This is a genomic window from Microcystis sp. M53603_WE2, assembly GCF_030065435.1.
In genome coordinates, this window is sequence record NZ_JASJFF010001315.1 from 1 (window position 1) to 3744 (window position 3744).

General features: G+C 44.1%; 3 protein-coding genes and 1 pseudogene. 2 read left to right on the plus strand and 2 right to left on the minus strand.

What is annotated here, in order from left to right; genetic code table 11:
- Positions 1-184 precede the first annotated feature (184 nt).
- Positions 185-1003 carry a transglutaminase-like domain-containing protein gene (locus PX481_RS27565; protein WP_004266804.1) on the plus strand — a complete coding sequence of 273 codons (819 nt, stop codon included), beginning with the start codon at positions 185-187 and terminating at the stop codon, positions 1001-1003.
- Between the two features lie 183 nt (positions 1004-1186).
- Here the strand turns inward: PX481_RS27565 and PX481_RS27570 are convergent, their stop codons facing one another.
- A complete protein-coding gene (locus PX481_RS27570; RefSeq protein WP_288097132.1) occupies positions 1187-1993 on the minus strand; it encodes a DUF8623 domain-containing protein in 807 nt (268 codons plus the stop codon).
- A gap of 81 nt (positions 1994-2074) precedes the next feature.
- Here PX481_RS27570 and murG point away from each other — a divergent pair, with 81 nt between their 5' ends.
- Entirely contained in the window at positions 2075-3148 is a 1074-nt protein-coding gene (murG, locus tag PX481_RS27575; RefSeq protein ID WP_288023375.1) for an undecaprenyldiphospho-muramoylpentapeptide beta-N-acetylglucosaminyltransferase, read from the plus strand.
- On the opposite strand, the pseudogene PX481_RS27580 reads toward murG, so the two are convergent.
- A pseudogene (locus PX481_RS27580) lies at positions 3130-3606 on the minus strand (Uma2 family endonuclease); the annotation flags it as partial. The gene murG and the pseudogene PX481_RS27580 overlap by 19 nt on opposite strands.
- Positions 3607-3744: the final 138 nt, after the last annotated feature.

The following is a 3744-nucleotide window of genomic DNA, read 5'->3' on the forward strand; positions in this document are numbered from 1 at the left end:
AGGTAATTGACCACCTGAAAATGGGTAAAACCCCACACCCCACACCCCACACCCCACACCCTGCCCCCACGAAAAACTTTTTCAGCAGCCCCTAAGTAGTCAGGCCTAACTTTTTTCAGTCTGGCGATTATTGGCGTTTCATCTCTACCAATCCTGACAAAATTTCATTTAGATAGGAGTCCTAATGTTAATCCATGTTGGTTATGAATTTGGCTTTGATGCCCCCTTACCCGTGGTCATGTTGTTAAAACTTTATCTACACCCCTCAATTTTAAATCAAGTTAGACAATCGGAAAATTTGCAGGTGGAACCGGCAACAAAAATAGAAGAATTTTTAGATAGCTTCGGTAATCGAACCAGTCGTCTAATTTTACCCGACGGACAGATTCGCATTCACAATGAAGCGGTTATCGAGAATGAATGGAAACCCGATATCGTTAATGGGAATGCCCAAGAAATTCCTCTAGCAGAGTTACCAACCCAAGTTTTTCCCTACCTAATGAGTAGCCGTTATTGTGAAGTGGATTTGCTTTCGGAAATTGCCTGGGAACTTTTCGGACAAACTCCCCCCGGTTGGGCAAGGGTACAAGCGGTTTGTGATTGGGTTCATAGTCACATTCGTTTTGGTTACGAATACGCGCGGGTGACGAAAACCGCCTATGATGTCTATCGGGAAAGAACGGGGGTTTGTCGCGATTTTAACCATCTAGCTTTGACTTTTTGCCGTTGCCTAAATATTCCCGCCCGTTATGCCTCCGGCTATCTCGGAGATATCGGTATTTCTCCCCAACCTCTACCGATGGATTTTAGTGCTTGGTTTGAAGTTTATTTAGACCATCAATGGTACACCTTTGATGCTCGTCATAACACCCCCAGAATCGGGCGGATTTTAATGACTCGCGGCTTAGATGCCGTCGATGCTTCCCTAACAACTTCTTTTGGTCAAGTAAATTTAACAAAATTTAAAGTATGGACGAGCGATGTTTCCCACCTCTATGCTTAATCAGAGTATTTATTAAACCTCTTGCATAATTAATTTTTGAGGGTTCAAAAACGGCAAAAATAAGGATTAAATTGCCTGAAAGTGCCAGCCATTGGAGTGAAAGGGGGAAATAAAACCCTACACCCCACACCCTACACCCCACACCCCACCAACAAGCTTTTTGCCGCAACACCCAGATAAAAATTACTTTTCTACCTTAACCCGTTGAGTAACGACAACAATCCCATCGCCTTGGATTAAAATCGCCGATAACCAGCGATTTTCCGGTGTTGCCGGCGCTTTTACCCGCTTAAATAAACCGCCGGACTGTAATAATTCCAATTCTAGAGGCTTTGTATTAATATAACGCTCAATATCTACTTTCTCATCGATCGCCGTTCCGGCCAATAAATCATCCCCTAAAGGTTCGCGGACAATCACATCAAAATCAAATTCTTGACCCACTTTCACCCTCTCGGGAATTCTCACCTGAATACTGGGGGGATTTTTGCCGGTGCTTAACTCAACTCTCTCGCTTAAAATCTCCTGATAAACCAGTTTATTCCCTTGAAATTGTTGACGAGAACGAATCGTAGCATTCATTCCCACCACTCGTCCCTGCACCTTTCCCGTCCCGGTAATTTTAGTAATTGTATTGGCCGTTAACTTATCACCAGAACGACTCCAAGATTCGAGAGTCGTGGTGTATTGTAGATTGTTATAACGTTCCCAAAAATGAGTTAAAGCCTTTTTAGTTTTTTCGTAGGTCAAGCCATCGGAGTTAGTAAATTTCGGACTATAAAACTCCATTAATTGCTTGAGATTTCGCTCATTAGCCGCCGTTTCGATTTTGGAGATAAGCGTTTTTAAATTAGCCGGAGCAGTTTCTGGCTTTTCGGCTCGCAGGCCGGTAGCGAGGGTGAAAGTTAACCCCAAACCTAACAGCAACGATAGGGAAAAATTGAGGGATTGACGAAAAAATGTATTGGGAATCGTGTTCAAGTTACGCATTAGTGATAGTTTGTGTAAGGATCGATCAATAACTATGGTAGATTATTTCATTCTAGGGCTGAATTTCCCCTCTCTCGAATTATGGCACGCACTCCAACCCGTCTATTGATTGCCGCTAGTGGTACTGGTGGTCATTTATTTCCCGCTTTGGCCCTGGCCGAGCGCTTGCCGGATTACGAGATTGAATGGTTAGGAGTTCCAGACCGTCTCGAACAGTCCTTAGTTCCAAAAACCTATCCCCTGCACACCATCCCCATTGAGGGATTTCAAACCCGTTTCGGGTTAAAAACTCTCAAGATTCTGTTCGGTCAACTGCGGGCCATTTGGCAAGTGCGTAGTTTAATCAAAAAACGTCAGATAGCGGCAGTTTTTACCACCGGGGGTTATATCGCAGGCCCGACCATTTTAGCGGCTCGTTTAGCCAATATTCCCGTCATCCTACACGAATCTAACTACATACCGGGCAAAGTCACGAAAGTTCTCGGTCGCTGGTGCGATACGGTTGCCCTCGGTTTTCAGGGAACCGCCAGCTATTTACCCGGCACTCGTACCACTTGGTCTAGTACGCCCGTACGGGAGCAGTTTCTCATTCCCCAGTCCCTAGATTTACCGATTCCAGAGACTGCTTTTTTAATTGTCGTTGCCGGTGGTTCTCAAGGGGCCGTGGCTCTTAATCAACTTGTGCGACAAAGCGCTCCCCAATGGTTAGAAAAAGGCATTTATATCGTGCATCTCACGGGAGAAAACGACCCCGAAGCGGATAGTTTGCGCCATTCTAACTATTTTTCCCGGCCTTTTTACGACAATATGGCGGGATTATGGCAAAGAGCTAATCTGGCTATCAGTCGCTCCGGAGCCAGCACTTTAACAGAATTAGCGATCACTTGTACGCCTTCGATTTTAATTCCCTATCCTTTTGCTGCCGAAGACCATCAGTTCTATAATGCCCAAGTTTTCGCTGAAGCTCAAGCCGCTTATCTTTACCGTCAAAATGAGTTAACTGCTCAGTTTTTAGGCGAATTAGTCCTCGATTTATGGTCTAATCCCGAAAAATTGGCCGCCATGGCCCAACAAGCTTCTCATCTAGCTATTAGTGACAGTGCCGATTTATTAGCCGATTTGTTGAGAAGAAAGATTCAAAAAGATAGTTTTTGAAACAAATCAGCCACCAGAAAAGTGAACCCCGGAACCACATCTTCCCCCTCCAGAAAATCTCCTGATGTTAATAATCCCTGCGGTTCGTACCCGCAACGATAAACTAAAACATAGTGTTGACGGGGACTGATAACCCAGAGCAAACGAGTCCCATTGGCAAAATACTCGGCAATTTTGTCCTCGATTTCTGCCACTGTATTCCCCGGAGAGAGAATTTCTACCACTAAATCTGGCCCACCTTCTAAAAAACCCGTCGGCAATTCTTCCAATCCTTGCAGATGTTCCTTAGCAAAAAAAGCTATATCAGGAGAGCGTTTATTACCATTTTTCATAGTAAAAGCAGTGCTGGAGTCCAATAATACCCCTAGTTTTCGAGATGTTACTAAAGCGAATAAAGCAGCACTTAAAATAATGGCAATATAACCATGTAAAGCCCCAGAATTACCCAGATTAATTAGGGCTTGCTGAATAAATCTAAAAACCTTGTTGGATAAGACTTTTGGACTTTTTTCCCCTCAAAAAGTACCAGATATGGGAGTGATCAGGGGGAAATTCAGGGACTTTTTCCCTGAAAATTAGGTAATTGACCCCCTCAA